The organism is Amycolatopsis sp. NPDC043885, from assembly GCF_056435685.1.
Genome location: NZ_JBWKEA010000006.1, coordinates 301,528 through 323,506, shown reverse-complemented (window position 1 = coordinate 323,506; position 21,979 = coordinate 301,528). Strand labels below are relative to the sequence as shown.

Sequence of the window (21,979 nt, the reverse complement as noted above, 5' to 3'; positions counted from 1 at the left end):
CCTGGTGACATGTCGAACCGCCTGAAGGCCGCGACCAGTCCGTACCTGCTGCAGCACGCCGGCAACCCGGTGGACTGGTGGCCGTGGGGTGAGGAAGCGCTGGCCGAGGCGAAACGGCGGAACGTGCCGATCCTGCTTTCGGTCGGCTACGCGGCTTGCCACTGGTGTCACGTCATGGCGCACGAGTCCTTCGAGGACGAGGCCACCGCCACGCTGATGAACGCGAACTTCGTCAACATCAAGGTGGACCGCGAGGAGCGCCCGGACATCGACTCGGTGTACATGGCGGCCACGCAGGCGATGACCGGTCAGGGCGGCTGGCCGATGACGTGTTTCCTGACGCCGGAGGGTGAACCGTTCCATTGCGGCACTTACTATCCGCCGTCACCGCGGCCGGGGATGCCGTCGTTCTCGCAGCTGCTCGTCGCGGTCGCCGAGGCCTGGGGCGAGCGGCCGGACGAGTTGCGTTCCGGTGCCCGGCAGATCATCGCCCACCTCACGGAGAAGAGCGGGCCACTGCCTGAGTCCGTTGTGGACGGTGCCGCGCTGGATTCCGCGGTCGCCACGCTGCGCAAGGAGTACGACACCGGGAACGGTGGATTCGGGGGAGCGCCGAAGTTCCCGCCGACAATGGCCTTGAACTTCCTGCTGCGTCACCACGAGCGCACCGGTTCCGGCCTCGACATGGTCGAGCACACGGCCGAAATGATGACGACGGGCGGCCTTGACGATCAGCTCGCCGGAGGGTTCGCGCGCTACTCGGTCGACGCGCGCTGGGAAGTGCCGCACTTCGAGAAGATGTTGTACGACAACGGTTTGCTGCTGCGATTCTACGCGCAGTTCCATGGGGTGACCGGGCATGAGTACGCGCGGCGGACGGTCGAGGAGACCGCGGAGTTCCTGCTGCGCGACCTCGGGACGGCCGAAGGCGGTTTCGCCGCGTCGCTCGACGCGGACACCGATGGCGTCGAGGGGCTGACCTACGTCTGGACTCCCGCGCAACTGGCCGAAGTGCTCGGCGAGGAGGACGGCGCCTGGGCGGCCGAGCTGTTCCAGGTGACCGAGCGGGGCAATTTCGAGCATGGCGCTTCGACACTGCGGCTGCGCGAGCCGCATCCAGAGGACGAAATGCGTTATGAGCGAGTTCGCCGCGTGCTGCTGACCGCGCGAAACGAGCGACCCCAGCCCGCCCGCGACGACAAGGTGATCGCCGCGTGGAACGGGCTCGCGATCGGCGCGCTCGCCAAAGCGGGCGCGCGGCTCGATCGTCCACAGTGGATCGAAGCGGCGGCTCGCGCGGCGGCTTTCCTGATGGACACCCATTTCGTGGCCGGACGCCTGCGCCGGACTTCCCGCGACGGCGTCGTCGGCACGACGGCCGGGGTGCTGGAGGACTACGCGTGCCTCGCCGAGGGGCTGCTCGAACTTCACCAGGCGACCGGGGAACCGCGGTGGCTCGCCGACGCCATCACCTTGCTGGACCTCGCCTTGGCCCACTTCGGCGTGCCGGACGCGACGGGGGCCTACTACGACACGGCCGACGACGCGGAAGTCCTGGTGCAGCGGCCTTCCGACCCGACCGACAACGCGAGCCCGTCGGGGGCTTCGGCGCTGGCGAACGCGTTGCTGACCGCGTCCGTGCTGGCCGGGCACGACCGGGTGGGCCGCTACCGCGAGGCGGCCGAGCAGGCGCTGGCCCGGGCGGGACGGCTCGCCGCCCACGCGCCGCGGTTCGCCGGGCACTGGCTCACGGTCGCCGAAGCCGCCGCTGCCGGCCCGGTGCAGGTGGCGATCGTCGGTCCCGATGCCGCTTCACGCGCGGATCTGCTGGCCGCCGCCCTCGCTTCGTCGCCGGACGGCGCCGTCGTCGTGAGCGGCACGCCGGACGCGGACGGAGTACCGCTGCTGGCCGATCGGCCGCTGGTCGACGGTGCCGCCGCCGCGTACGTATGCCGTGGGTACGTGTGCGAACGGCCCGTCACGACCGCCGAGGAACTGGGCTCTCAGCTCGGCTGAACCCTTTTCGCCGGGGGAGAACACACCTGACTCTCCCCTGATACGCGCGTAGCGTCGGTAGCGTTGTAATCATGTAATCGCGGAGGCGAGCATGCACACCTACTTCAGGACGGCGAGGCAGATGGGACGTGGAGGCTGGAAAGGCCGGGGCGGCTGGCAGCAGGCGGACATCCCGTCGGCGGACGACGCGGCCGCGTGGTTCGGCGGCAGGCTCCCGGAGGGCTGGTTCACCGGCGACCCCGAGGTCACGGTGGATCGCGAAGAGATCGTCATCGTCGGCGAACTCCAGCCGCTCACCGGCGAGTACGCCGACGACGCCGCCCGCGCGGCGGCCGAGGACGGCCGGATCAGCCGGTTCCGCGAGGAGACCCGCGACGAGCGGATCGAGATCGCGCGCCAGGCCGAGCACCGCTATCAGCGCAAGGTCGCCTGGGGCGCGAGCCTCGGCGGCACACGGCACCTGTTCACCACGCATTCGGCGCCGGTCATGACCAGGCTGCGGCAGCCGGAACGACTGGTGCTCGACACCCTCGTCGACGCGGGCGTCGCCCGGTCGCGGTCGGAGGCGCTCGCCTGGGCGGTCCGGCTGGTCGGGGAACACGCGGACGCCTGGCTGGCCGAGCTTCGAGAGGCGATGACCAAGGTCGACGATCTCCGCTCACAGGGACCGGATCTTTCCTGAGGCCGGGGTCCGCCCGTAGAGTCGGGATTCCGCCGTCTTCACCGAAGTCCTCTTGTGAAAGAAGGCGTCATAGACGGCAGATTCTCCCGGCGTTGGCTGATCAAGGGCGGTCTCGTGGTGGCCGCGAGCCCACTGCTCGCGCCCACCGCCTCGGCGGCCCCGGCCCTTCCCTGGCCCGCGGCCGACGACATCGTCGCGCGGACGAAACGGCCGGTCTTCCCGGACCGGACGTTCTCGGTGCTCGATTTCGGCGCCAAGGGCGACGGGAAGACCGACAACACCGCCGCGATCAGGAAGGCGATCGAGACGGCCAACGCGCGCGGTGGCGGACACGTCGTCGTGCCGAAGGGCACCTTCGTCACCGGTGCGGTGTATCTCAAGAGCAACGTGGACCTGCATCTCGCGGCGGGCGCGGTGCTCGCTTTCGGTTCCGACGCCTCGAAGTTCCCGAACGTGCTCACCCGCTACGAGGGCATCGAGTGCGTGAACCGGTCGCCGATGATCTACGCGTACAAGGAAGCCAACATCGCGGTGACCGGGAAGGGCACCCTCGACGCGGCGGGCACGGCGTCCTGGAACAAGGGCAAGGACCGCGAATACCTGGAATCGCTGGTGGCCAAGGGAATCCCGCCGGAGCGGCGGATCGTTCCCGGTTCCGGGCACGCGATGCGCTCCACGTTCGTCGAGCCGTACTCGTGCGACACCGTGCTCATCGAAGGGGTCACGCTGAAGAACCCGATGTTCTGGCAGCTGCACCCCACGCTCTGCCGGAACGTCACGATCGACGGTGTCCGCACGGACGCGAGCACCGCGCATTCCAACACCGACGCCTGCGATCCGGAGTCCTGCGACCACGTCGTGATCGTGAACTCCCACCTCGGCGCGCACGACGACAACGTCGCGCTGAAGTCGGGTCGGGACGCCGACGGCCGCAGGATCGGCGTGCCGTGCCAGAACATCGTCGTCGCGAACTGCGTGATGGACGGCAACTGGGGCGCGATCACCTGCGGCAGCGAACAGACCGGCGGCATCCGGAACGTCTACGCGTACAAGCTTTCCGTCACCGGCGAGACGAAATACGGGCTGTACGTCAAGTCGAACACCTTGCGCGGCGGGTTCACCGAGAACGTCAACCTCGACAGCGTCTCCGGCACGTTCGTCCGCTCGGTCGTGTACGTCCTGCCGGACTACAACGGACAGACCGGCGCGTACGTCCCTCGGTTCGGGCCGTTCACCATCAGCCACTCCGCGAGCACGAGATGCGGGCAAGCGGCGTTCAACGTCCGGGGGTTGCCCAACTCACACGTTCGGGGATTGCGGGTGAGCGAGTGCCGCTTCGACGGTGTCGCGAACACGGAAAACGTCCTGAAACACGTCGATGACCTGCGGTTCGAGAACACGACGATCAACGGGAAACCGGTCTGATTCGTGCTGCGCTTCCCGATGCGGTGCGGCAGGCTTGGTGAAGACCGCACCGCATCGGAGGAACCGTGGACACACCAGGACTTCCCGCGAAGATCGACTCGGACGCGCTGACCACCGTCCTCGATGGACGGTGGGCCGGGCTCCGCCGCGCGGTGCGCGCGCAGATGGCGGCGGAGGACTTCAAAGACCCGGTCGACATCGACACCGAAGCCCATCGCGCCCAGGTGCTCGAATGGCTGCGCAAGCTCGCCGAAACCGACCGCCCGGGGCTCGGTTTCGACCCGGCGTACGGCGGTGGCGGCGACGTCGGCGGCGCGTTGACGTCGTTCGAGATGCTGGGCTTCGGCGACCTCTCACTGATGGTGAAGGCCGGTGTGCAATGGGGCCTGTTCGGTGGCGCGGTGCAGCTGCTCGGCACCGAACGCCACCACGAGCGCTACCTGCGGAAGATCAAGGATCTGGAGCTGCTGGGCTGTTTCGCGATGACCGAGCACGGTCATGGCTCGGACGTCCAGCACCTGCGCACCACCGCGACCTACGATCCGGCGACGCGCGAGTTCGTCGTGCACACGCCGGACCGGGGCGCGATGAAGGAGTACATCGGCAACGCCGCCCGCGACGGCGAACTCGCGGTGGTGTTCGCGCAGCTGATCACCGGTGGCGAGTCACGCGGCGTGCACGCGTTCGTGGTGCCGATCCGGGGCGAGAACGTGAGCGGTGTCGAGATCGAGGACTGCGGCCGCAAGGCGGGCCTCAACGGCGTCGACAACGGGCGGCTCACCTTCACCCAGGTGAGGGTTCCCCGCGAGGCGTTGCTCAACCGGTTCGGTGACGTCGCCGAAGACGGCACGTACAGCAGTCCGATCGAAAGCGACGGCCGCCGGTTCTTCACGATGCTCGGAACCCTCATCCGCGGCCGGGTCAGTGTCGCGGGCAGCGCCGGCAGCGCGACGAAGCGCGCGCTCGCACTGGCCATCCGGTACGGCGAGCAGCGGCGGCAGTTCGCGCGGCCAGGCGGCGAGGAGGTCGTCATCCTCGACTACCGCGCCCACCAGCGGAAACTGCTGCCCGCGCTGGCGACGTCGTACGCACTGCACTTCGCGCAGGAAGCACTCGTCTCGAAGCTGAACGACCTCGCCGAGGACGCGCCGGAGGAAGAGCAGCGAGAGCTGGAATCACGCGCCGCCGGCATCAAGGCCGTCTCGACCTGGCACGCGACCGCGACCATCCAGGCCGCCCGTGAGGCATGCGGTGGCTCCGGCTATCTCTCGGAGAACCTGCTCGCCGGGCTGAAAGCGGACACGGACGTCTTCACCACCTTCGAAGGTGACAACACCGTGCTGCTGCAACTGGTCGCGAAAGGGTTGTTGACCAGCTACAAGGATCATTTCGAGGACCTCAGCCCGCTCGCGACCGCGCGGTTCGTGGCGGAGCAGCTCGTCGAGGCCGTGATCGAACGGACGTCCGCGCGCAAGGTGGTCGAGCGGCTCACCGAAGCGGATGACGGCGACGTCCTCTACTCGCGCGAATGGCACCTGAAGCTGTTCGAAGACCGCGAAGAGCACGTACTCGGCGGCGTCGCGCAGCGCCTGCGTAAGGCGGGTTCGGACCCCTTCGGTGTCTTCAATGACGCGCAGGATCACGTGCTGCGCGCCGGGCGCGCGCACGTCGACCGGGTGGTGCTGGAAGCGTTCGTCGGCGCCATCGAGCGCTGCGCCGACGCGGAAGCCCGTGAGCTGCTGGAGCGGGTCTGCGATCTCTACGCGCTCGCGAACATCGAGGCGGACCGTGGCTGGTTCCTCGAACACGGGCGCCTGACCTCCGGGCGTTCGAAGGCCGTCACCGCCGCGGTGAACGCGCTGTGCGCCGACCTGCGCCCGCACGCGCGGACCCTCGTGGACGCCTTCGCTATCCCCGAGCAGTACCTAGCGGCTCCGATGCTGCGGGACTGACCACCGCACGCTGTTCGGCGAGCTCGGCCCGCAACGCCTTGACCTCACGGGTCAGCTCGTCGAGATGCTCGCGGGTCACGGCCTGCGCGTTCTCGTCGGCCTCGGTCACCCGGCGGATCAGCCACGACGCGAGCGTCGCGGTGACCACACCGAGCAGGGCGATCCCGGCCACCATCAGCCCGACCGCGACGAGCCGGCCGGTGCCGCTGACGGGATAGCGGTCGCCGTAGCCGACCGTGGTGATCGTCGTGATCGACCACCACACCGCGTCCGGGAAATCGGTGATCGGCGCGTCCGGCGCGGCACGTTCGGCGTCGAGCACGGCGACCGCCGAACAGAACACGATGAGCGCCGTCGCGCCCACCGTGTAGACCACGACGCGGCCGCGCAACGACAGGCCGGCGTTGCGGTTGAGGACGTTGAGCACCGTGACCAGCCGGAGCAGACGCAGCTGCCGGATCAGCGGGAGCACGATGATCAGCAGGTCGAAGAGGTTGTGCTTCAGGAAGGCGCGCTTGTCCTCGGCGTGCTTGAGGCGGACGCCGTAGTCCAGGGCGAAGACCGCCCACGCGAGCCAGGTGACGAGCTCGCACCAGACCCGCCCGGTGTGCCCGAGCGAGGGCTGGAGGATCGGCCAGGCGTACGCGGCCAGGAACAGTACGGCGGCGGCGTTGAGCGGCCACTCCATCCGTTTTTCCCACATCGAACGTCTCCTCACCTGGCCTTTCCCAGGTGCGTACGTTAAGCGATGTCGAGGGCCGTTCCATAGAGTTTGTCGGTTTTGAGGGTGATGTAGAGCCTTCGTTCGGCCGCGATGGTCTCGAGGAACTCAGCCTCGTCGTCGGGCTTTTGCCGTTGCGCCGCCAGGTATTCGAGACCGGCGGTGTCGCCGGGTGTCCGGGTGACTTCGGAGAGTTCCGCTTTTCCTTCCACGACAGCGAATTTCCAGTGGTCGGCGCTGGAGACGTAGAGGGAGGCGGTGGGGTTGTCGCGGAGCTGCTTGACCTTGAGGCGGTCCTCGGTCGTGCTGATCCGGATCTCGCGCGTCTCGGGGTCCCACGTGTAGACGACGGTGGAGAGATGCGGGCGGCCGTCACGTTTGACGGTCGCGAGGGCGCCGAAGGTGTGTTCGGCGAGGAAGTCGCTGAGGGCCGCGTCATCGAGGCGGCGGGGCGGTGCGTTCTTGGCCATGGTGGTGATCATGGCTTACGCGGCGGGGGCGCGGAAGAAGGCACTTTCTTGTGCCAGAGGGAACACGCGTGTGTCCGTCCTGGTCAGACCGTCGGCGTGGGTCGAGAAGCGGCCCGCGGCCCGCGCCGGGCGTGATCTGGCGAGAAATGAATTTGGCCAGAATCCGCCACGGATATTCCACAGCGGATGCGCGTGCCGTGCGAAAGATATAAAAGCCTCCGGTGGTATGGACATTTCCAATCGCCCTTACCCTTCGCGACCTGCGCGTGAACAGCATGCCGGTGATTTTGTCCCCAACTCACCGTTGTCTGTGATAATCCCTCCGATTTCGATTGCGCCCCAAGGGGTGTCGAGAATTTTCGAACGTTGCGAGAAATGGGGGAACGTCCTGGGAATCCTTGTTCCGATGTCATAGAGTCGGCCACTTCCGCGAGGGCGGCGCGACGATCACCTGTCGTATCGCGTTTCCATTCCGCACGCCTGAAGAGAAAGTAGTGAGTGGCGCTTATGCCCCGGTCTTCCTTCGAACTGCTCGCGCGGGCGCTGACCGTATGTTGCGACGACGGGGTGTCCGGCGCGTTGTCTCTGTCCGGCAGGCCCGGCGGGGTGATCCACCTGCGCGAGGGCGCGGTGATCGCCGTCGACACCCCTGGTGCTCCAGGGGTGGACTCCGTGCTGCTGCGGTCCGGGCGGATCAGCGAGGAGGACTGGTCCGCCGCGTTGCGGGCGGGGCCAGGCGGTCCGACGCCGCGGGACGAGCTTCTCGCTCGCGCCGGGATCGGGAACACGGAACTGCAGCTGGTCGCCACCATGGCCGCGCAGGACGGCGCTTTCGTCATCGTGACGGGTGACATCGAGGAATACGTCATCGACTACAACCGGTTCGACGTGCTGTTGCCGGTCACTCCGGCGATCGAGCTCGACTGGCTGCTCGACGAGACCAGGCGTCGCCTTGACGCTCTCGCGTCATTGCCGGTGGCGGTCTCGCCGCATCGCGACCGGATCGTGCCAGTGGCCGGGGTGGCCTCGTCGGGAGTCGCGTCGACCGCGGCCCGGCGCGACATCCTCGCCGGCGCCAACGGCCGCCGCTCCGCCCGCGACATCGCGTTCGTGTTGGGGCGCAACGTCTTTCCCGTGACGATCGAGATCTCCCGGATGATCGGCGACGGTCTGGTCGAGATCGCCGTCGAGTCTCCCGAGGATCCCGGCGGGGGCTCGCGGAAGCCGCTGCGTCCCCGGATGCCCGCAGCCGGAGCCCAGTCGGTTCCCGGCGGTGACATGAAAGGCCTTCCCCTGCGCAGCCCGGGGGCGAGCGGTGTGTCGGAACTGCTCAAGCCGTCACGGGCGGCCGGCTGGCAGGTACTGCCCAGGCTGCTCAACCGCGTCCGGGCCGGGCCTTCCACGAACCGCACGAACTCGGACGAGACCTCGCAGCAGAAGGGAACACCAGGTGGATCGTGAAACGCTGGTCGACGAGCTGAACGACTTGAGAAGGCAAGTGAGCGGGGTGACCGGAGCCCTGATCGCCGGTGTGGACGGCCTGCCCATCGCGGCCGACGCCGAGGACCGGATCGATCCCGGCGCGGTGTCCGCACTCGGCGCCGCTCAGCTGGGCCTCTCGCTGACCATCACCTCCGCGGTCGCCCAAGGCGCGTTCCGGCACGCGGTGGTCCGTAGCAGCGGCGGTTACCTGGCCGTCTACTCCATCGACAGCACGTCGTTGATGGTCGTCCTCGGCGACGAGGGCCTCGACATCACCCGGTTGCACCGGGCTTCCCTGCTCACGATCGAGCGCGTCCGCTCGATTCTCGCGGCCGTCATCGCGAACGCCTGCTGAGCTCCTCCACCCGAAGTCACGGACGAACACCGAAAAGGAGAACGGACATGCTGGGTAACGGCCAGAATATGTCGGACCAGATGACCTTGATGGTCAAGCAGTTGCGCCAGGAGGTGCCCGACTGCCTCGCCTCCGGAGTGGTGGATCTGGCGACCGGCATGTTGTTGGCCGTCGAAACCACCGACAGCCATCCGTCGGAGGTCCTCGACCTCCTCGCCGGCGCGACCTTGGATCTGTTCCAAGGCCGCACGGTCGTGATGATCGAGAACATCTTCAAGGAGCGCCGAGGCGTCAGCAGCGCCGAGCACTACTTCCAGGAGATCCTCGTCAACAGCGCCAACCTGACGCACCTGTTCATCAGGAACAACCACAACGCCGACGTCGTGGCCGTCGTGGTCTGCCCGAAGTCGGTGAACATCGGGATGCTCTTCGCGGGTACCCGGCGGGTGATCAAAAACCAGGCGTTGTGACCGGCCGCCTGCCGGGGCCCGCGCTGGTGTCGGCAAGGATGCCTTCCCTCGCCCGTGAGGGTCCATGCCAGGAACTTGAGCGCCGCAACGAGGTTTCCCAGCCGTCCATAAAGGATACCTGGAAAGTCGAATTATCCGATTAATGCTCGCTTGGCCGAGTTGTCCGGTACGTGAAGGCCCCCTTCCTTGCGGCTAGCCGCAAGGAAGGGGGCCTTCACGTACTCTGACCGACCGAGCGCCACGGGATCATGACGGCTCCCCGCCGATGGTCCACCAAGATTCGGTATCGCTCCACCAAAAGTCAATCCGACCAGGGAAAAGACGCCAGAAACAGGACCATGCCACTCTTGAGCTCCTGGCATGACCTTGAGGATGGGCAAGGCGCCTTCGCGGACCCGCGACCGGCCGTCAGTCAGCTCCGGTAGGTGGTAAGGCATCTTCGGTGCCGACGACCCACATCACTCACGACCTGGCTAGGCGTACATGGCCAGCCAGATCGCGATGTAGTGGGACACCGCGGCGAGAACCGTGCAGGCGTGGAAGTACTCGTGGTACCCGAAGGTGTCCGGGAAGTGGTTCGGCCACTTCACCGCGTAGAACACCGCGCCCAGCGTGTAGAACAGCCCGCCCACGCAGAGCAGGACGAGCGCCGCGACACCGGCGTGCGTGGCCAGTTCCGGCAGGACGAAGACGGCGACCCAGCCCAGCGCGATGTAGATCGGCACGCCGAGCCAGCGTGGCGCGTTCGGCCACAGCATCTTCAGTGTGACGCCGCCGATCGCGCCGCCCCACACGATCGCGAGCACGATGTACCCGGTCGGCTGGGACATCGCCAGAAGGGTGAACGGCGTGTAGGTGCCGGCGATGAACAGGAAGATCATCGAATGGTCGGCGCGCTTCATCCATTCGTATGCTCGTGGGCTCCACAAGCGACGGTGGTACAGCGCGCTGACGCCGAAGACGCCGAGGACGGTCAGGCCGTAGACCGAAGTGGACAAAGCGGCGATACCCGACACTGTGGACGCCGCGAGGCTGATGAGGGTCGCGGCTCCGGCGACAGCGCCGAAGAAGGACCAGAAGTGGATGTGCCCACGCAACCGAGGACGCGTGTCCACTACGGGCGCGGGGCCGGACGGCCGGGGTTCGGTCACTACGCTCACTCACCCAGGTTACGGCACCGTAGGTTTTTCGCCAGTGTCCGTGGCGCGTCCCACTGAGGCCCGCGAGGTGACTACTCTCCACTGGCGTGAGTCTTCGGTCCTTCTTGTCAGACGTCGTGTACAGCGCCTACGGCAGGCGCCTGATCCAGCAGGCCAAGGGGCGCCATCCACGCCACATCGCCATCATGCTGGACGGGAACCGCCGCTGGGCGCGCGAAGCGGGCTTCACCGACGTCGCCGACGGGCACCGGGCGGGCGCCAAGAAGATCGCCGACTTCCTGAGCTGGTGCAACGAGGCCGACGTCGAGGTCGTCACCATGTGGCTGCTCTCGACGGACAACCTCGGCCGTGCGGCCGAGGAACTGAGCCCCTTGCTGAAGATCATCACCGACGTCACCGACGAACTCGCCGCGCCGCACACGCCTTGGCGGCTTCGCATCGTGGGGGCACTCGACCTGCTGCCCCCGGAGGTCGCGAAGGCCCTCAGCGCGGCCGCGGAGCGCACCGAGGGGCGCACCGGGATGGAGGTCAACGTCGCGGTCGGTTACGGAGGGCGTCAGGAGATCGCCGACGCGGTCCGCAAACTCCTGCTCCAGCACGCAGACGAGGGCACCTCGATCCGCGAACTCGCGAAGATATTGGACGTCGACCACATATCCGAACACATGTACACCTCGGGCCAGCCGGATCCGGATCTGATTATCCGCACCTCGGGTGAGCAGCGGCTTTCCGGATTTCTGCTCTGGCAATCGGCGCATTCGGAATTCTGGTTCACCGAAGCGTATTGGCCCGCGTTCCGCCGGGTCGATTTCCTGCGCGCCATGCGCGATTACGCGTGGCGGCACCGGCGCTTCGGTTCCTGACCGGAGACATGACGAAGGCCCCGGCGTGCACTCCGGGGCCTTCGACGTCGACACTGAAGATCAGTGGTGGTGGTGCTCCAGCGAGTGGAGGATCAGAGCCGGGGTGGTGGCGACACCGGTGTAGGCGCCGGCGACCAGGGAAGCGGCGCCGTAGCCCAGCGCGCCGCCGCCCTCGATGAAGGTGTTGTAGGCGTCGCCGAACGTGGGGTCCGGGGTGCCCGAGGTGTCACCGGTGGCGGCGAACGCGGTCCCGCCGACCATCATGATGCCCGCGGCGACGGCGGAAACGAAACCAGCCTTCTTCAGCACTTCGCACTCCTTGGTAGAGATGTTCAGGGATCGGGGGCACCGAATCCGGTGGGGGTGTCCCGCAGTGAGAAAATTACTCGCTATTCAGGATTTGTGACCGTCTCGTAAGCCCATTGTGTGAGGCATGAAAGGCCCGTTTCACTCGGTCCGGTTCTCTGTCTCGGGCACAAAATGCGTCCCGCCACGATGCGTGGTAGAACCCTCCGTCTCATCAGGTGAACGCCCTGTGTCGCGTTAATCCTTCCGGGTCGCGTCGACGAGCGTCCCTGAATGGAGATCATCACTACACACCGTGACGGTGACCAGGCGTTGATGTCATGCGACCGACAGTGAGATGACGGTTTGGCGAATCACCGTGGTGGCTGCCTGCGCGATCGGCCGGACGCAGGTACCTTCCGGAAGTGAGGGTTCGCGTCCCATGCGGACTCTCACGGGAGGCCCTGGTCGTGGCGGTTGTCGACAGGGCGGCACAGCCGCCCAGTGGATGCACGAGGGGGCCGGCACCCGGCCCTCGTGGCCGTGCCGACTGACGTGAAAGACGTCGGAAGGAACGGTTAGCCAGGGAAGTGCCCGGCCCAGCGAGTGCGGGCGTGGTGCCACGCCCACGAGGGAGATGCCGTCGTGACTGCGCAGCGTTCACCCCGCAAGGCCTCTGGCCGTTCTTCGACCGGTGCCCCTGGCCCGGAGAAAGCCTCGATCTCGCCCGAATCCCAGCGGTCCACTTACGTGCTCGACACGTCGGTCCTGCTCTCTGACCCCTGGTCGGTGACCCGGTTCGCCGAACACGCGGTCGTGCTCCCGCTGGTCGTCATCAGTGAACTGGAGGCGAAACGTCACCATCCCGAACTGGGGTGGTTCGCGCGCGAAGCGCTTCGCATGCTCGACGACCTGCGTCGTCAGCACGGCAGGCTCGACGCGCCGATCCCGATCGGTGAGCACGGCGGCACCCTGCAGGTGGAGTTGAACCACTCCGACCCCACGGTGCTCCCGGTCGGCTTCCGCACCGACTCCAACGACCACCGCATCCTCGCCTGTGCGCTCAACCTGGCGGCGGAACGCGCGTCGGTCACGCTGGTGACGAAGGACATTCCCTTGCGTGTCAAAGCGGGCGCCGTCGGCCTCGAAGCCGACGAGTACCGCGCGCAGGAGGTGACGCCCTCGGGCTGGACGGGGATGGCGGACGTGGACGTCCCGCAGACCCTGGTCGACGCGCTGTTCAGCGGGTCTTCCGTGGATCCGGCGGAATTCGGGATGCCGGAGGTCGGTGAACTGCCCTGTCACACCGGGCTCAGGCTGCTCGCGGGCAGTTCGAGCGCGCTGGGGCGGGTCACCGCGGACAAGCGGATCCGGCTCGTCCGGGGCGACAAGGAGGCGTTCGGGCTGCACGGCCGGTCGGCCGAGCAGCGGGTGGCGCTCGATCTCCTGCTGGACTCCGACGTCGGCATCGTCTCGCTGGGCGGACGAGCGGGCACGGGCAAGTCGGCGCTCGCGCTCTGCGCGGGGCTGGAGTCGGTGATGGAACGCCGCCAGCATCGCAAGGTGGTCGTGTTCCGGCCGGTGTACGCGGTCGGCGGCCAGGATCTGGGCTATCTGCCCGGTTCCGAGAGCGAGAAGATGCAGCCGTGGGCGCAGGCGGTGTTCGACACCCTCGGCGGGCTGGTCAGCCAGGACGTCCTCGACGAGGTCTTCGACCGCGGCATGCTCGAGGTGCTCCCGCTGACCCATATCCGCGGCCGGTCGCTGCACGACACGTTCGTCATCGTCGACGAGGCGCAGTCCTTGGAGCGCAACGTGCTCCTGACCGTGCTCTCACGGCTCGGCACCGCTTCGCGGGTCGTGCTCACGCATGACGTCGCGCAGCGCGACAACCTGCGGGTCGGGCGGCACGACGGCGTTTCGGCGGTGATCGAGAAACTCAAGGGTCATCCGCTGTTCGCGCATATCACGCTGACCCGGTCCGAGCGCTCGCCGATCGCGGCGCTCGTCACGGAGATGCTGGAGGACCACGGGTAACCGGAACCGGGGGAGTCCACCTAGGACAGTCCCAAGTGGACTCCCCGGAGTTTCACCAGCCCGAGGGCAGGGGGCGTCCTTCCGCGAAGCCGGCGGCGGACTGGATCCCGAGCAGCGCGCGTTCGTGGAACTCCTCCAGCGTGCGCGCGCCCGCGTACGTGCAGGCGGAGCGGACACCGGAGCCGATGGAGTCGAGCAGGTCTTCGACGCCGGGGCGAGCCGGGTCCAGCGCCATCCGCGACGCCGAGATGCCCTCTTCGAACAGGCCCTTCTTGGCGCGCTCGAAGACGTTGTCCGTGCGCGTGCGGGCGCCGACGGCGCGCTTCGACGCCATGCCGAACGACTCCTTGTACGGCTTGCCCTGCTCGTCGTAGCGCAGGTCGCCGGGGGATTCGTGGGTGCCCGCGAACCACGAGCCGACCATCGCCGCCGACGCGCCCGCGGCGAGCGCCAGCGCGACGTCGCGCGGGTGCCGCACGCCGCCGTCCGCCCAGACGTGTTTGCCCAGTTCGCGCGCCGCCGCGGCGCATTCGGCGACGGCGGAGAACTGCGGGCGCCCGACGCCGGTCATCATCCGGGTCGTGCACATGGCGCCGGGGCCGACGCCGACCTTGACGACGTCCGCACCCGCGTGGATCAGGTCGCGCGTGCCCTCGGCGGTGACCACGTTCCCGGCGACGACCGGGACTCGCGGGTTCACCGACCGGACGGCCTTCAGCGCCGAGATCATCTTCTCCTGGTGGCCGTGCGCGGTGTCGACGACCAGCACGTCGACGCCCGCCGCGAGGACGGCCTCGGCCTTCGCCGCGACGTCGCCGTTCACGCCGATCGCGGCGGCGACGCGCAGGTTGCCGCCGTCGTCGACGGCCGGGGTGTAGATCTCCGCGCGCAGCGCCGCGATCTCGGTCAGGACGCCGGCGAGCCTGCCGTTTTCGTCGATGCCGAGCGCGAGACGGCCTCCGTGGTCGTGCAGGCGCTCGAACACCTCACGCGGCGGCGTGTCCAGCGGGACCGTGACGACCGCGGGCTCCGCGACGTCGGCGAGACGCGCGAAGCGGTCTACGCCGGCGCAAGCCGCTTCGTCGACGACGCCGACGGGCTTGCCGTCCTCGTCCACCACGACGACGGCGCCGTGGGCGCGTTTGCCGACCAGGTTCAGCGCGTCGGCCACCGCGTCTCCGCCGGTCAGCACGAGCGGGGTGTCCCACACCGTGTGACGGCTCTTGACCCAGCCGACGATGTCGGCGACCGCGGCCACGTCGACATCCTGTGGCAGGACGACGAGCCCACCTCGCCGGGCGACCGTCTCGGCCATCCGGCGGCCCGCGACGGCGGTCATGTTGGCCACCACGATCGGGATCGTCGCGCCGGTGCCGTCCACAGTGGACAGGTCGACGTCGAAACGGGACTCCACGTCCGACCGGTTCGGCAGGAGGAACACGTCGTCGTAGGTCAGGTCGTGAGCGGGCCGATGCCCGTCGAGAAAGCGCACGAGGCCCCAGGATACCCGCGTGGGACACTGTCGGCATGACCGACCGGGACCGTGACGAAGCCGGACGAGCCCGCAACGCGCGCCCGCGGGATGGTCTCGGCAGGCCGCTTCCGTACGGCGCCGACGGTGTCGAACGCCAGCCCGAGGGCATCGAACGGAGCCCCGAGGACACCGTTTCCGAGGCGCAGCGCCTGCTCGACGCGGGCCGCCCGTTTCACGCGCACGAGGTGTTCGAGGACGCGTGGAAGTCCACCGACGGGCCGGAGCGCGAGCTGTGGCGCGGTCTCGCGCAGCTCGCCGTGGGCCTGACCCACGCGGCCAGGGGGAACGGGAACGGTGCGGCCTCGCTGCTGGAGCGCGGCGCCGAGAACATCGAGCCCTTCCGCGAGGCCCGGCCGCACGGGATCGACATCCCGGGTTTGCAGGCTTGGGCGCGGACCATGGCTGAAGAGGTGAAGGTGCGTGCGCGGGTGGAGCCGGTCGCGCCGCGCCTACTGCGTGAGGGCCTGTAGCGCCGAGCCCGAGCGGTACAGCTCGATCAGCAGCGGCCGCGGCGAGAGTCCCGCCTCGGTGAGCCGATAGCTGGTCCGGCTCGGGAAGCCCGGCAGTTCCTCTCGGACGGCGAGGCGGCGCGCGGTCAGGTCGCCGAGGCGCTCTGTCAGCACCTTCGCGGACGCCGTGCGCAGGTCGCTAGGCGGGCGCGACCTCGACCGGACGGTCCGGCTCCGGCCTTCGCGTCCGGCCGCGGGCGTCCAGGACGAGTTCGCCGTCGAAGGTTTCCGTTCGGTGACCTGCTTCGCGGTCGGTTTCGCTGTCCGCATGACGCAGTCCCTCATTGTGCCTTTGACCGCCGACCCCGCCGAAATCCTCGACACGGTCTACGAGCCGGACGCCGTGTTCGTCCGCCGGGACGGCGCGTGGGTGAGCGGCGCGGAACGCCGGGCCGCGAACGGCGGGATCCTCGCGCTCGGGAAGCCCGTCAAGGTCACTCCGCGTCAGGTGCGCGTGGCCGGTGACCTGGCCTTGCTGATCGTCGACTGGGTCATCGCGAGGCGTGGCCTGGACGGGCTCTGGCGCTACGTGATCGACAACCCCTTCGGTGTCGGCACACCTTGAGTGCTCGACATACCGCGAGTATGTTACTTCGAGTAGGGATACTGCTCAGTAGGTAACGGCGGGAGGAAGCGCGGATGAGCGAGCCCAAAGAACTGCTGGCCGAACCGCTGAAACTGCGGTGTGGCGCGATCCTGCCTAACCGGCTGGCCAAGGCCGCGCTCAGCGAGCAACTCGGCGATCGCCGCAACCGGCCGACCGCCGAACTGGCCGAGCTGTACCGGACGTGGTCGCGAGGCGGTGCCGGGACACTGATCACCGGCAACGTCATGGTCGATCCGACCGCGCTGGGTGAACCGCGCAACGTCGCGGTCCCTCGGGAGCCGGACGCGACCGAGTTCAGGCCGTGGGCACGGTCGGCCGACGGGACCGAGTCCCGGCTGTGGGTTCAGCTCAACCATCCCGGTCGTCAAAGCCCGCGCTTCCTGTCCCGTCAGCCGGTCGCGCCGTCGGCGGTGCCGTTCGGCGACCGCGGCATCCGCTCGGTGTTCGCGACGCCGCGAGCGCTGACCGTCGACGAGATCGAAGCGATCATCGACCGGTTCGGCGTGGCCGCGCGGACCGTCGTCGACGCCGGGTTCGCCGGCGTCCAGATCCACGGGGCGCACGGCTATCTCGTCTCGCAGTTCCTGTCGCCGCTGACCAACCGGCGCACCGACGGCTGGGGCGGTGACGCGCTCCGGCGGCGCCGGTTCCTGCTGGAAGTGGTCGCCCGCGTGCGCGCCGAGGTCGGCGACACGGTGCCGATCGCGGTCAAGCTCAACAGCGCGGACTTCCAGCGCGGTGGCTTCAGCGAGGAAGAGTCGCTCGAAGTCGTCCGCGAACTGGGCGAAGCGGGCATCGACCTGCTGGAAGTCTCCGGCGGCACCTACGAGAAGGCCGCCATGATGGGTTCCGCCAAGGCGAGCACTCTCAGCCGTGAGGCTTACTTCCTCGACTACGCCGCGAAGGCGCGGCAGGTCACCGACGTCGCGCTGATGGTCACCGGTGGCTTCACCAGCGCGCGAGGCATGGCGGAGGCGTTGCGCTCCGGCGCGCTGGACGTCATCGGCCTCGGCAGGCCGCTGATCGTCGACCCGGCGCTGCCCGGGCGCCTGCTGGGCGGCGAGGACGTCCGCGCGCGGCGCACGGCGCCGAAGACCGGCATCCGGCTGGCCGACAGCCTGCTCGAGATCCAGTGGCACACCCAGCAGATGCACCGGGTGGCCGCCGGGAAACCGGTGGACCGGCGGCTCGGCGCGGTGCGGACGCTAGTACGTGCCGGCGTCGCGGATCCGCTCAACGCTTTCCGGCGGGTCCGGGGCTAGTCCATCCATGCCCCCGCCGCCACCCTCAACGGAGGAGCCGCGCTCCCAGTCCCAGTTCTCGTCGGGTTCGTCTCGTCGGCTGAACGTGCGGTCGAAACCGACCGCGGCCGCCGCGAGACCGATGAACAGCACCCCGATCAGCACGCAGTTGAACGCGACGCCGCCGTAGCTGTTGATGCCCGGGTCGACGAACGGGTACGGGTAGAACCCGATGATCGCGCCGCGCACCAGTGTGACCGCGAGCCAGGCCAGCGGGTACAGCAGCGACCACCACAGGATCCGCCACGACAACTGGCCGCGCGGCCCGAACAGCAGCCAGCCCGCGACGCACATCAACGGCGACACCTTGTGCAGCATCGTGTCGGCGAAAACGGCCCAGCCGTGCAGTTCGTAAAGATCGGCGAGCGCGACCTGGAAGACGACACCGGTCACGGTGATGCCGACGAGCCCGGTGAGCCGCAGCACGCCGAACAGGGTCGACCGGCCCGCGACCCCGAGCGCGAGCAGCAGGCTGCCGGCGCCGACCAGGATGTTCGAATCGATGGTGAAGAAGGCCAGCAGGTTGGCCACCCGTCCGGCCGGGGTGTGGAAGGTGCCGCCGGTGGTGCCCGCGGAGACCGGGATCTGGGCGGCGAGACCGGCGATCACCACCAGCGCCGTCGCGCCGAACCAGGCACGCGCGATCTTGGAAGCCTGCATTCGCCTACTTTATGGGTGATCGGGTGGGGACGTCCCGTCACCACCGCACGCCGCCACTCGATCGGGGCGGGACGCCGCCGGGTCTTCCCGGCCATCGGGTCATATCGTGGGAAGCGATGGACGTCGAGCGGAGGCCCGGACGCCGCGGACGGGTCGCGCGTGGTCCGGCGGAGGACAGCGGACCCGTCGCCGAGTTCGCGCGGCGGCTGTGGGAGCTGAAACGGGCCGCCGGTGACCCTTCCTACGACCGCATGCGCGACGAGTACGGCGCGCTCGCGTCGAAGTCCGCGCTTTCGGCCGCCGCCCGCGGCGAGCGGCTGCCCAGCTGGGAGACGTCCTGGGAGTTCGTCCGCGTGCTGGCCGCCGGAGTGCTCGGCGGTGACGAGGACGAGGTCCGGCACGAATGGCGCGGTGAATGGGAACGCGCGCGCGACGCGCTGGCCGCCGGCGCGGCGCCCGAACCCGCGCCGGAGCGTTCGCGCCGGACGGCGTTCCTCCTCGCCGGAGCCGTGGCGGCCGTCCTCGTCGCGGCGCTGGTGTTCGTCTTCGCCGCGCCGTTCGGTTCCGAGCCCGCCGCCCCGGCCGGCGACGCGTCGGAATTCGTCGCCGACGTGACCGTGCCCGACGGCAGCGAGGTCGCGGCCGGGTTGACCTTCGTGAAGATCTGGGAGTTCCGCAACGCGGGATCGGTCGGATGGGTCGGCCGCTATCTGGTCCGCGCCGGTTCGTTCGGGAACCCCGGCGAGTGCCGCACCCCCGACCGCGTCCCCGTCCCGCAGACCGCGCCCGGCGAGCGCGTGCGCGTCTCCGTCGAGGTGCGTGCGCCCGACCGGCCAGGACATTGCCAGGTGTACTGGAAGATGGCCGACGAACAAGGGCACATCCTGCTGCCGAACACCCGCGCGGTGTTCTTCTCGGTCCGCGTCATTTGACCCTCCGGGCCGATGGTCAAAGCGCTGACCTGCATGGACATTGATCTGTCGGCCATGGCCATTTCGCGGTCGTGAATCGCTTCCGGAGTGGCTTCGGTGGCCTTTAACGTCATCGGCGTCCGGGAATTCCGGATGGGGATTTTCCGAAACACTCTCACATTAATTGCGGAAAGGGAATCCATGCGTCCGTACGTCAAGGTCGCCGCACTGGCCGGGGCCGCGCTCACCGTGGCGCTCCTGCCGGTCACCGCCGCACAGGCGGCTCCGGCGCCCGCTTCGGGCAGTGATCCGATCATTACCTGCGAATCCGGCTACCACGGCTGGATGCGCCGGGCCGGGAAGGACGCGATCTGCCTCAAGCCGGGCACGCGCACCTGGGACGTCAAGGTGTTCGAATGCGCCGGGGATCTGACGGTGCATTTCAAGAACGGCGAGAAGGCCTATTGCGGGGGAAACATGAAGATCGGCCTCGACCTGGCCGTCCAGTCCAATGTCGTCAAGACCGTTGTGGGGAACCGATGAAGAAGAAGCTGTTCGCCGTCGTCCCGGTCGCGCTGGCAGGCACCCTGTTGATGGCACCGTCCGCTTCGGCGGCGTCGAAGGTCTGTGAGGGCGGGCCGCTGATGGGTGGGAAGACCAAGGTCGTCGAGGTGAGCGCGGGGCAGAGCATCGACATCACCGTGCACAACCACGACTACCGGGGAATGCTCGTCCAGATCATCGACGACGTCTTCGACAAGGGCCTCTGGAGCGGGGCGATCGCGCCGGGCAAAGAGCGCACGGTCAAGCACGGCGTGCTCGGGGAGCCGCCGGTGTATCACAAGATCCGGTTCGAGGTGACCTCCAACCTGTCGAACAACTACACCTACCGGATCTCTTCGGACCGCTGCTACTGAGGCGTTTCGTCCTCTGAACGCGGTAGTTGCACGCGCAAGGACCGCGTTCAGAGGACTAAATGCGGGGAGTTCAGGGCTTGAGGAGGCCGCGGACGGTGTCGATGGTGTCGGCGTCGGCGGCCTCCTTGTCCGGCCGGTACCGCACTACGCGCGCGAAGCGCAGTGCCAGCCCGCCCGGATATCGCGTGCTCACCTGAGCCCCGTCGAGTTCGATTTCGACGACGAGCTCCGGCCGCACGTGCACCACCCAATCCGTGCGGTGGGTCTCGATCTCCTGGAACGTCTTCGTCTGCCAGGCCAGCAACTCGTCGGTCATGCCCTTGAACGTCTTGCCGACCATGATCGGCGGCCCGCCGTCGGGGTCGCGGGCGCCGAGATGCAGGTTCGACAGCGTGCCGGTGCGCCTGCCGTGACCCCATTCCGCGGCGAGCACGACCAGGTCGATCGTGTGCACCGGTTTCACCTTGAGCCACGCGCGCCCGCGGCGGCCCGCCGCGTACGGCGACGCGAGGCCCTTGACCATCACGCCTTCGTGTCCGGCGGCCATCGCCGCTTCCAGCACCGCCTCGGCCGAGGCGGGCGCGATCTCGCCCGGGATGACGTGCTCGCCCGCGACCTGACGCAGGGCGGCGTTCCGCTCGGACAGCGGCGCGTCCAGCAGGTCGACGCCGTCGAGGTGCAGGCAGTCGAAGAAGTACGGCCGCAGCAACAGCGCCTTGACCTGCTCCTCGCGTGTGCTGCCGAACCGGCTCATCGTCTCCTGGAACGGCCTGGGCCTGCCGTCGTCGGTCAGGGCCAGCGTCTCGCCGTCGAGCACCACCGATGTGCAGGGCAAGGAGCGCACCAGATCCACCAGTTCGCCGACGCTGCCGGTGATCTCCCGCAGCGTCCGCGTGTAGACGTGCACCTCGGCGCCGTCGCGGTGGACCTGGATCCGCGCACCGTCCATTTTGTACTCGACGAGCGCCTCGGTGTGCTCGGTGATCGCCTCGTCCAGTGACTCCGCCGGGGAAGCCAGCATCGGCCGGATCGGCCTGCCCAAGGCCAGCTTGAACTCCGCCAGCCGCTCCTGGCCGCCTGTCATGGCCGCCAGGCCCGTCACCGGGAGCTGCCCGGACAGCATGAACGCCCGCCGTACGTCTTCGGCCGGGATCTCGGCCGCCGCCGCGATGGCGTCCACCATGATCCCTTCGAGCGCGCCCTGCCGGAGCTCGCCGGTGAGCAGCCGGAACAGGAACTCCTGCTCCTCCTTGGTCATCTTGGTGAACAACGCGCGCAACGTCTCCGTGCGCAGCTTCACCGACCCCGAACCCGACGCCGCCCCCACCGTGCCGAACGCCGTGTCCACCTCGGCGACGGTCAACGACGGCTCAGCGGCCGGGGCCGCCTTCAGCTCGGCCAGCGTCCGCCAGCCGGTGCCGATGCGGCCCTGTGTCGGCTGGCCGGTGAGGAACGCGATGACCGCGGGCAGTTCCAGCTCGCCCGCGGCGCGCAGGACCGCGGCCAGGGTGGCGATCTTCGCCTTCCTGGACCTCGTGGCGGCCAGTTCGGCCGACGCGGTCACCACCTCGGTGAGCAACATGGGTCCATCATGGACCCGGGCACCGACAGTTTCGCGCCGA

The 21,979-nt window shown here is 68.6% G+C and carries 23 protein-coding genes; 15 read left to right on the top strand and 8 right to left on the bottom strand.

What is annotated here, in order from left to right; genetic code table 11:
* Nucleotides 1-9: 9 nt before the first annotated feature.
* From AC069I_RS20960 to AC069I_RS20945, 4 genes are all read left to right on the top strand, one after another.
* Nucleotides 10-2,016, top strand: a complete 2,007-nt coding sequence (locus AC069I_RS20960) for a thioredoxin domain-containing protein (protein ID WP_478266217.1) — start codon at nucleotides 10-12, stop codon at nucleotides 2,014-2,016.
* Nucleotides 2,017-2,137: 121 nt separating this feature from the next.
* A complete protein-coding gene (locus AC069I_RS20955) occupies nucleotides 2,138-2,698 on the top strand; it encodes a hypothetical protein (protein WP_192744116.1) in 561 nt (186 codons plus the stop codon).
* A gap of 69 nt (nucleotides 2,699-2,767) precedes the next feature.
* Nucleotides 2,768-4,123 carry a glycoside hydrolase family 28 protein gene (locus AC069I_RS20950; RefSeq protein ID WP_478226235.1) on the top strand — a complete coding sequence of 452 codons (1,356 nt, stop codon included), beginning with the start codon at nucleotides 2,768-2,770 and terminating at the stop codon, nucleotides 4,121-4,123.
* Between the two features lie 65 nt (nucleotides 4,124-4,188).
* Nucleotides 4,189-6,075 carry an acyl-CoA dehydrogenase family protein gene (locus AC069I_RS20945; RefSeq protein ID WP_478266216.1) on the top strand — a complete coding sequence of 629 codons (1,887 nt, stop codon included), beginning with the start codon at nucleotides 4,189-4,191 and terminating at the stop codon, nucleotides 6,073-6,075.
* On the opposite strand, the gene AC069I_RS20940 is transcribed toward AC069I_RS20945, so the two are convergent.
* A complete protein-coding gene (locus tag AC069I_RS20940) occupies nucleotides 6,032-6,778 on the bottom strand; it encodes a potassium channel family protein (protein ID WP_478266215.1) in 747 nt (248 codons plus the stop codon). The two genes, AC069I_RS20945 and AC069I_RS20940, sit on opposite strands and share 44 nt — an antisense overlap.
* 38 nt (nucleotides 6,779-6,816) lie before the next feature.
* Nucleotides 6,817-7,266, bottom strand: a complete 450-nt coding sequence (locus tag AC069I_RS20935; protein WP_478266214.1) for a pyridoxamine 5'-phosphate oxidase family protein — start codon at nucleotides 7,264-7,266, stop codon at nucleotides 6,817-6,819.
* 507 nt (nucleotides 7,267-7,773) lie between these two features.
* Here AC069I_RS20935 and AC069I_RS20930 point away from each other — a divergent pair.
* Genes AC069I_RS20930 through AC069I_RS20920 form a run of 3 tightly spaced genes read left to right on the top strand, consistent with a single transcriptional unit; the run spans nucleotide 7,774 to nucleotide 9,573 of the window.
* The gene (locus AC069I_RS20930; protein WP_478226238.1) at nucleotides 7,774-8,727 is read left to right on the top strand and encodes a hypothetical protein; all 954 of its coding nucleotides are present in this window, start codon (nucleotides 7,774-7,776) and stop codon (nucleotides 8,725-8,727) included.
* Nucleotides 8,717-9,103, top strand: coding sequence for a roadblock/LC7 domain-containing protein (locus AC069I_RS20925; RefSeq protein WP_478226239.1), 387 nt, complete (start codon nucleotides 8,717-8,719; stop codon nucleotides 9,101-9,103). The genes AC069I_RS20930 and AC069I_RS20925 overlap by 11 nt, the downstream gene beginning before the upstream one ends.
* 47 nt (nucleotides 9,104-9,150) lie before the next feature.
* Nucleotides 9,151-9,573, top strand: coding sequence for a hypothetical protein (locus tag AC069I_RS20920; RefSeq protein ID WP_340687094.1), 423 nt, complete (start codon nucleotides 9,151-9,153; stop codon nucleotides 9,571-9,573).
* Between the two features lie 473 nt (nucleotides 9,574-10,046).
* Here the strand turns inward: AC069I_RS20920 and trhA are convergent, their stop codons facing one another.
* Nucleotides 10,047-10,688 (bottom strand): PAQR family membrane homeostasis protein TrhA, encoded by a 642-nt coding sequence (gene trhA / locus AC069I_RS20915; RefSeq protein ID WP_037342457.1) that lies wholly within the window; start codon nucleotides 10,686-10,688, stop codon nucleotides 10,047-10,049.
* A 131-nt stretch (nucleotides 10,689-10,819) separates the two neighbouring features.
* Here trhA and AC069I_RS20910 point away from each other — a divergent pair, with 131 nt between their 5' ends.
* Nucleotides 10,820-11,596: an isoprenyl transferase gene (locus AC069I_RS20910; protein ID WP_061986121.1), complete on the top strand. Its 777-nt coding sequence runs from the start codon at nucleotides 10,820-10,822 to the stop codon at nucleotides 11,594-11,596.
* A gap of 60 nt (nucleotides 11,597-11,656) precedes the next feature.
* Here the strand turns inward: AC069I_RS20910 and AC069I_RS20905 are convergent, their stop codons facing one another.
* Nucleotides 11,657-11,905 (bottom strand): hypothetical protein, encoded by a 249-nt coding sequence (locus AC069I_RS20905; RefSeq protein ID WP_219148427.1) that lies wholly within the window; start codon nucleotides 11,903-11,905, stop codon nucleotides 11,657-11,659.
* A 726-nt stretch (nucleotides 11,906-12,631) separates the two neighbouring features.
* Here AC069I_RS20905 and AC069I_RS20900 point away from each other — a divergent pair.
* The gene (locus AC069I_RS20900) at nucleotides 12,632-13,918 is read left to right on the top strand and encodes a PhoH family protein (RefSeq protein ID WP_340688566.1); all 1,287 of its coding nucleotides are present in this window, start codon (nucleotides 12,632-12,634) and stop codon (nucleotides 13,916-13,918) included.
* A gap of 52 nt (nucleotides 13,919-13,970) precedes the next feature.
* Here the strand turns inward: AC069I_RS20900 and guaB1 are convergent, their stop codons facing one another.
* Nucleotides 13,971-15,410 carry a GMP reductase gene (gene guaB1 / locus AC069I_RS20895; protein WP_478266213.1) on the bottom strand — a complete coding sequence of 480 codons (1,440 nt, stop codon included), beginning with the start codon at nucleotides 15,408-15,410 and terminating at the stop codon, nucleotides 13,971-13,973.
* Nucleotides 15,411-15,445: 35 nt separating this feature from the next.
* On the opposite strand from guaB1, the gene AC069I_RS20890 reads away from it, so the two are divergent.
* A complete protein-coding gene (locus AC069I_RS20890) occupies nucleotides 15,446-15,922 on the top strand; it encodes a DUF309 domain-containing protein (RefSeq protein ID WP_478226240.1) in 477 nt (158 codons plus the stop codon).
* Here the strand turns inward: AC069I_RS20890 and AC069I_RS20885 are convergent.
* A complete protein-coding gene (locus AC069I_RS20885; RefSeq protein ID WP_478266212.1) occupies nucleotides 15,902-16,231 on the bottom strand; it encodes a winged helix-turn-helix transcriptional regulator in 330 nt (109 codons plus the stop codon). The two genes, AC069I_RS20890 and AC069I_RS20885, sit on opposite strands and share 21 nt — an antisense overlap.
* Between AC069I_RS20885 and AC069I_RS20880 the strand changes: the two genes are divergently transcribed.
* Together AC069I_RS20880 and AC069I_RS20875 are read left to right on the top strand one after the other, a co-directional pair.
* Nucleotides 16,230-16,526 carry a YybH family protein gene (locus AC069I_RS20880; protein WP_478266211.1) on the top strand — a complete coding sequence of 99 codons (297 nt, stop codon included), beginning with the start codon at nucleotides 16,230-16,232 and terminating at the stop codon, nucleotides 16,524-16,526. The genes AC069I_RS20885 and AC069I_RS20880 overlap by 2 nt on opposite strands.
* A gap of 74 nt (nucleotides 16,527-16,600) precedes the next feature.
* Complete coding sequence (locus AC069I_RS20875; protein ID WP_478266210.1) at nucleotides 16,601-17,830, top strand: NADH:flavin oxidoreductase/NADH oxidase family protein; 1,230 nt, start codon at nucleotides 16,601-16,603, stop codon at nucleotides 17,828-17,830.
* On the opposite strand, the gene AC069I_RS20870 is transcribed toward AC069I_RS20875, so the two are convergent.
* Entirely contained in the window at nucleotides 17,774-18,529 is a 756-nt protein-coding gene (locus tag AC069I_RS20870; protein WP_478226244.1) for a Pr6Pr family membrane protein, read from the bottom strand. The genes AC069I_RS20875 and AC069I_RS20870 overlap by 57 nt on opposite strands.
* A 116-nt stretch (nucleotides 18,530-18,645) precedes the next feature.
* On the opposite strand from AC069I_RS20870, the gene AC069I_RS20865 reads away from it, so the two are divergent.
* The 3 genes from AC069I_RS20865 to AC069I_RS20855 all read left to right on the top strand — a co-directional run bounded on the left by AC069I_RS20865 (nucleotide 18,646) and on the right by AC069I_RS20855 (nucleotide 20,357).
* Entirely contained in the window at nucleotides 18,646-19,461 is an 816-nt protein-coding gene (locus AC069I_RS20865) for an NBR1-Ig-like domain-containing protein (RefSeq protein WP_478266209.1), read from the top strand.
* Nucleotides 19,462-19,548: 87 nt separating this feature from the next.
* Nucleotides 19,549-19,983, top strand: a complete 435-nt coding sequence (locus AC069I_RS20860; RefSeq protein WP_478226246.1) for a hypothetical protein — start codon at nucleotides 19,549-19,551, stop codon at nucleotides 19,981-19,983.
* Nucleotides 19,980-20,357, top strand: a complete 378-nt coding sequence (locus tag AC069I_RS20855; RefSeq protein ID WP_125791894.1) for a hypothetical protein — start codon at nucleotides 19,980-19,982, stop codon at nucleotides 20,355-20,357. The genes AC069I_RS20860 and AC069I_RS20855 overlap by 4 nt, the downstream gene beginning before the upstream one ends.
* A gap of 70 nt (nucleotides 20,358-20,427) precedes the next feature.
* On the opposite strand, the gene AC069I_RS20850 is transcribed toward AC069I_RS20855, so the two are convergent.
* The gene (locus AC069I_RS20850; protein WP_478226247.1) at nucleotides 20,428-21,939 is read right to left on the bottom strand and encodes an ATP-dependent DNA ligase; all 1,512 of its coding nucleotides are present in this window, start codon (nucleotides 21,937-21,939) and stop codon (nucleotides 20,428-20,430) included.
* Nucleotides 21,940-21,979: the final 40 nt, after the last annotated feature.

Excerpts from the sequence above, each read along its gene's own strand:
- AC069I_RS20930 (WP_478226238.1), top strand. The coding sequence starts at position 7,774 with ATGCCCCGGTCTTCCTTCGAACTGCTCGCGCGGGCGCTGACCGTATGT.
- AC069I_RS20885 (WP_478266212.1), bottom strand. The coding sequence starts at position 16,231 with ATGCGGACAGCGAAACCGACCGCGAAGCAGGTCACCGAACGGAAACCT.
- AC069I_RS20875 (WP_478266210.1), top strand. The coding sequence starts at position 16,601 with ATGAGCGAGCCCAAAGAACTGCTGGCCGAACCGCTGAAACTGCGGTGT.
- AC069I_RS20850 (WP_478226247.1), bottom strand. The coding sequence starts at position 21,939 with ATGTTGCTCACCGAGGTGGTGACCGCGTCGGCCGAACTGGCCGCCACG.
- AC069I_RS20960 (WP_478266217.1), top strand. The coding sequence starts at position 10 with ATGTCGAACCGCCTGAAGGCCGCGACCAGTCCGTACCTGCTGCAGCAC.
- AC069I_RS20865 (WP_478266209.1), top strand. The coding sequence starts at position 18,646 with ATGGACGTCGAGCGGAGGCCCGGACGCCGCGGACGGGTCGCGCGTGGT.
- AC069I_RS20920 (WP_340687094.1), top strand. The coding sequence starts at position 9,151 with ATGCTGGGTAACGGCCAGAATATGTCGGACCAGATGACCTTGATGGTC.
- AC069I_RS20870 (WP_478226244.1), bottom strand. The coding sequence starts at position 18,529 with ATGCAGGCTTCCAAGATCGCGCGTGCCTGGTTCGGCGCGACGGCGCTG.
- AC069I_RS20955 (WP_192744116.1), top strand. The coding sequence starts at position 2,138 with ATGGGACGTGGAGGCTGGAAAGGCCGGGGCGGCTGGCAGCAGGCGGAC.
- AC069I_RS20855 (WP_125791894.1), top strand. The coding sequence starts at position 19,980 with ATGAAGAAGAAGCTGTTCGCCGTCGTCCCGGTCGCGCTGGCAGGCACC.
- AC069I_RS20880 (WP_478266211.1), top strand. The coding sequence starts at position 16,230 with ATGACGCAGTCCCTCATTGTGCCTTTGACCGCCGACCCCGCCGAAATC.
- AC069I_RS20940 (WP_478266215.1), bottom strand. The coding sequence starts at position 6,778 with ATGTGGGAAAAACGGATGGAGTGGCCGCTCAACGCCGCCGCCGTACTG.
- AC069I_RS20890 (WP_478226240.1), top strand. The coding sequence starts at position 15,446 with ATGACCGACCGGGACCGTGACGAAGCCGGACGAGCCCGCAACGCGCGC.
- AC069I_RS20935 (WP_478266214.1), bottom strand. The coding sequence starts at position 7,266 with ATGGCCAAGAACGCACCGCCCCGCCGCCTCGATGACGCGGCCCTCAGC.